Origin of the sequence: Streptomyces sp. NPDC002935, from assembly GCF_040611295.1 — a bacterium.
In the GTDB taxonomy this organism is placed as follows: domain Bacteria; phylum Actinomycetota; class Actinomycetes; order Streptomycetales; family Streptomycetaceae; genus Streptomyces.
On the sequence record NZ_JBEXNW010000085.1, the window covers coordinates 1 to 4,162 of the forward strand.

Here is a 4,162-nt window from a genome sequence, read left to right on the forward strand (position 1 = left end):
TGGGCACGGCGCAAGCCTGAGCGTTCCATGCGGCGCCACTCGACATAGGCACCGTCGATGTTCCGTGCTCTCCGCTCGCTCCGGAGCGGCCGCGGCCGGCGTGGGTGCCGTTCTGCCCAGGGCGCAGGTACTGCGCGAGTCCGGGTCGCCAAAGAAGGATTAAACGTGAGGGCCCTGATGGTGGGCACCGAAGAATCCCGGCTGGTCGTGGTCCGCGGCAACAGCGCCTCAAGGAAGTCGTCCGTCGCGGCCGGCCTGCGTGAGCGGTTCGGCCGCGGCCTGGCCCTGGTCGGCCAGGACAACCTCCGCCGCCCCGGCACCACGCCGGGCAAGCCGCCGTCGCGGTCGCCACCGTGAACGGCTCGGGCGCACCCGGTCGGAACCCGGTGCGCCCGTCCGGGCAGCGCGAGGAGAACGTCAGGCCTTGTAGGCCACGTTCGCCATCATCCCCGTCTCGCCGTGGTACGCGTTGTGGCAGTGCAGCATCCACTGGCCGGGGTTGTCGGCGTCGAGGAACACGGACACCGTCTTCTTGGGCAGCACGATCGCGGTGTCCTTGCGCGGGCCGGAGGCGCCGAGCTGGTACGTGTGGCCGTGCAGGTGCATCGGGTGCCACATCTCGGTGGTGTTGACGAAGTCGAGCCGTACGCGCTGGCCCTCCTCGATGACGATCGGGTGCGCCTCGGGCTTCGCCATGTCGAACGGCGTGCCGTTGATGGCCCAGTCGTACTTCATCATGTTGCCGGTCAGCTTGATCCGGTGCGTGACGTCGGTCTTGGCGGACTTGAGCCGCACGTCGTCGGCGGCCCGCAGCTGGGACGCCGTCATGATCATGCCGTTGAGTTCCTTCGGGCGGACGGTCGCGGACGGCTTGCTCCCGGACCCCGTGCGCACCAGGGCCAGGCCGTTCGCGTTCTTGCCCTCGGCCAGGGCGACGAGCGGGAAGACTCCGTCGTCGAGGGTGACGAGGACGTCGTAGCGTTCGCCCATGCCGACCAGCAGGGCGTCCACCTCCTGGTGCTGCACCGGGAAGCCGTCGGTGTGGGTGATGGTCAGCTTGTGGCCGCCGAGGGCGACGCGGTAGGCGGTGTCCGCGCCGGCGTTGATGATCCGCAGCCGGACCTTCTTGCCGGGCTTGCCGGTGTAGACGCCCGGATCGGCCGCCACGCGGCCGTTGATCAGGTGGTGCGGGTACTTCACGTCGCCGGCGTCGCCGCCGAGCAGCGTGCTGGTGGCGCCGCTGAGCATGAACTTCTTCGACATGCCGCCGGATGAGGAGGCCGAAGCGGAAGGGGATGCGGCGCTGCCCATGTCCATCCCGCCCATGTCCCCCATATTGCCCATGCTGCCGTCCGAGCTGCTGGCGCTCGGGCCGCTGCCCATGTCCATGCCGCTCATGTCACCCATGTCGGCCATGCCGCGCTTGAGTTCGGTGAAGGCTTCGTCGGGGGTGCCGGTGACACCGTCGAGCCAGTCGTCGAGGAGGACGACCCATTCGTCGTCGTACGACAGCGGCTCCCGGGGGTCCTCGACGATCAGCGGGGCGTACAGGCCCCGGTCGAGCTGGACGCCGACGTGCGGGTGGAAGAAGTACGTGCCGGGGTCGGGGGCGATGAAGCTGTAGGTGAAGGTGGAGCCGGCCCGGACGCTGGACTGGACGGCGGGAGGCACTCCGTCCATGTCGTTGCGCAGCGCGATGCCGTGCCAGTGGATCGACGTGGTGGTCTTGTCCGGGAGCTGGTTGGAGAGCTCGGCGACGAGCGTGTCACCAGCAGAGAGCCGGACTTCCTTGCCCGGGGTGCGGCCGTCGAAGGCCCAGGTCTTGGGCATGACGCCGGCGCCCAGGTCGATCATCGCGGGCGCGGCGGTCAGGGTGATCTTCTTCCGCCGTCCCGTGGCTTTGCGCTTCATGTCGGCGGCGCGGACGGCCGAGGCGGTGGGGCTGACCAGAGCGTTACCGCTGGCGGAGCCGGAGCCGCCCCCGCTGCTGCAGGCGGCGAGCGCGCCCGCGCCAGCGGCTCCGAGGCCTGCGAGCAGGACGGAGCGGCGATTGATGCTGTTCATGACGTTGTTGTCCTCTGTGTCGTAACTGCCGATGCGGTCGCGGAGGGACGGCACATCGCGCGCCGTCCGGCGCGGCCTAAATGCGCAGTTGCGAGAGGACGGACAGGTCGGGCGGGGCTCGGCCGACCACACCGGCCGGCGCACGCCGCGCCGCGGCCTCACGAAGATCCGCGAGCGGAGAGGACTCGTTCTCGCTGGGGACGGCAAGCTGCACGGTGGCGATGCTCGCCGCGGCGCAGTGCTGTATGCCGGGCCCGTCACAGCAACCGGTGTCGTCGGCGTTCGGAGAGGAGGGATTCCGGGCGGTCGGCGTGTCCTTGCCCGGCATGACGTGGCCGGCATGGGTGGCGTCCGCCGTGGATGAGGTGCTCATCACGGACGAGGCGCCCGTCATGGGTGAGGGGCTCATCGCGGCGGTCTCGTGATGGACCAGCACGGCCAGCGCGGCACACAGGGCGATGAACAGCCCGTACACCCAGCGGACGGTCATGCCGCCGCTGTGAGCTGTCCGTATCGCCATGCGTCCACCTGTCGGATGCGTTCGCCGGGGCGGCCCACTGTACCCCCAGCGGGTATTTGCCGCCCGGCTGACTGATGTCGTTCTTGCGCGCTGGTCAGCGCCTGCAGAGGCTACCAGCGGGCGGAGATTGAAAACTGGCCACGTGATCATCACGTCTCGGCCGAGCCCTAGACCCGCTTCAGCCTCCCGTGCAGAAGCGAGCGGAGCCGTTCCAGGTCCCCAGCGCTCTGGGCCCCCCGTTTGGGGAAGGCAATCAAGGTCGGGGTCCAGTGCGTTCCACGTACCAGCACGAACAGCCGTGGTGTCTCCAGGTATGAGCGGAAGTGTGTCCAGTCGGCGGCAGCGGAGCCTTGCTCGGCAGAGCTGATCACCACGCCGTGATCGTTCGCGACCATGCGGAACTCCGCTGCGTCGGCTGCCTTGCGTGCCTTGGCGCGCCGCTCTGCAACCAGGCCCTGGTACATCACGCCCACAGCGGCTGTCAGCGTGATGATCCACCCGTAAACACGAAGATCAAAAAACAGGGCACTGCCGGCCCAGCCGGCCAGCAAGACCAGCCATGAGCAGATCAACCTGCCCGGTGAACGCCAGGCTTGGGCACTGATCGCCTCTTCGAAGTCCTCGACCGTCAGCCGGTAGGCGAACTCCGCGCCCGTGTCACCGTCCGGGTCCTGCTGGGCGTAGCTCCCGCCCCCGTTGCTCATGATCGGGATCCTAGCGTCGCTACTGCGCGCAGGATCTCTCCCAGGTTCAGCACCATGTGGGCCGGAGACCCCGCCGGTGACTCTGCCTCGCCTCGCGGCGGATTCCCTCACGCGCGGAAGGCGCCTGCGGCGGTGCTGTTCCTCGACGTCGAGGCAGACCTGTCCATCTGGGAACACGGGCGGGCAGTGTGGTCCGAGGAGCAGTTCCCTGCTGCCGAGCTGGCGGACCACCTGGCGCTCTTCTCCGGAGCCCGGCGATCGAGCCGTCCGGGTCGTGGCCGCTCTCGCGGCCGACCTCGGCGGCCATCTGCCGCAGGCGTCGGGCCAGCACCCGATCGAGGATGAGCGGCCGCACGCCGTGGACGGGCTCCAGTGCGAGGCCGTTTGGCAAGGCAGGGGCATGGGAGTTGCGGCAGCTCAAGCGCATGCGCAGAGATGATCCCGACGAGTTCGCGCGGCTGCTGCACGAGGTGCGTGCGGGCACGAACTAGCCAACCCTCAGCCGCAGTCCGCCGGCCTCGTCGTCATGCACACCGCTGGGAACCTACTGGGGTTCGGTGCTGCCAGGTCGGAGCTCGCCCAGCGTCTGGCACAGGCCCCGAACCTGAAGGACATCCCCGGCACACTGTTCCTCGCCGGTGGCACGCCGCTCGCCGTCAAGGGTGCCCCGGTGGCCGGGATCGGTGTCGCCGGAGCCCCCTCCGGCGACCTGGACGAGAAGTTCGCCGCAGCGGGCGTCGCGGCGCTGGGGCGCTGACCCGGTAGCGGGCGCGCGGCCCCGGGACGCGATTCCCGCCCGCCCGGGGCCCCGCCCCCCCCGCCGCGAGCGGGCGCGGGCCCCACCACCCCGCGCGGCCCCCACCCACCCCCCCAC

General features: G+C 69.9%; 3 protein-coding genes and 2 pseudogenes. 2 read left to right on the top strand and 3 right to left on the bottom strand.

Features of this window, described 5'->3' with window-relative positions; translation table 11 throughout:
* Window positions 1-177 precede the first annotated feature (177 nt).
* Window positions 178-312, top strand: a pseudogene (locus ABZX90_RS43675) (kinase); the annotation flags it as partial.
* A 105-nt stretch (window positions 313-417) separates the two neighbouring features.
* On the opposite strand, the gene ABZX90_RS43680 reads toward ABZX90_RS43675, so the two are convergent.
* The 3 genes from ABZX90_RS43680 to ABZX90_RS43690 form a co-directional block, all read right to left on the bottom strand.
* Window positions 418-2,064, bottom strand: coding sequence for a multicopper oxidase family protein (locus ABZX90_RS43680; RefSeq protein WP_355213712.1), 1,647 nt, complete (start codon window positions 2,062-2,064; stop codon window positions 418-420).
* Between the two features lie 76 nt (window positions 2,065-2,140).
* A complete protein-coding gene (locus tag ABZX90_RS43685) occupies window positions 2,141-2,584 on the bottom strand; it encodes a hypothetical protein (RefSeq protein ID WP_355213713.1) in 444 nt (147 codons plus the stop codon).
* A 167-nt stretch (window positions 2,585-2,751) separates the two neighbouring features.
* Window positions 2,752-3,288, bottom strand: coding sequence for a YcxB family protein (locus ABZX90_RS43690; protein WP_355213714.1), 537 nt, complete (start codon window positions 3,286-3,288; stop codon window positions 2,752-2,754).
* Between the two features lie 529 nt (window positions 3,289-3,817).
* On the opposite strand from ABZX90_RS43690, the pseudogene ABZX90_RS43695 reads away from it, so the two are divergent.
* Window positions 3,818-4,045: pseudogene (locus tag ABZX90_RS43695) on the top strand (heme-binding protein); the annotation flags it as partial.
* Between the last annotated feature and the right edge of the window lie 117 nt (window positions 4,046-4,162).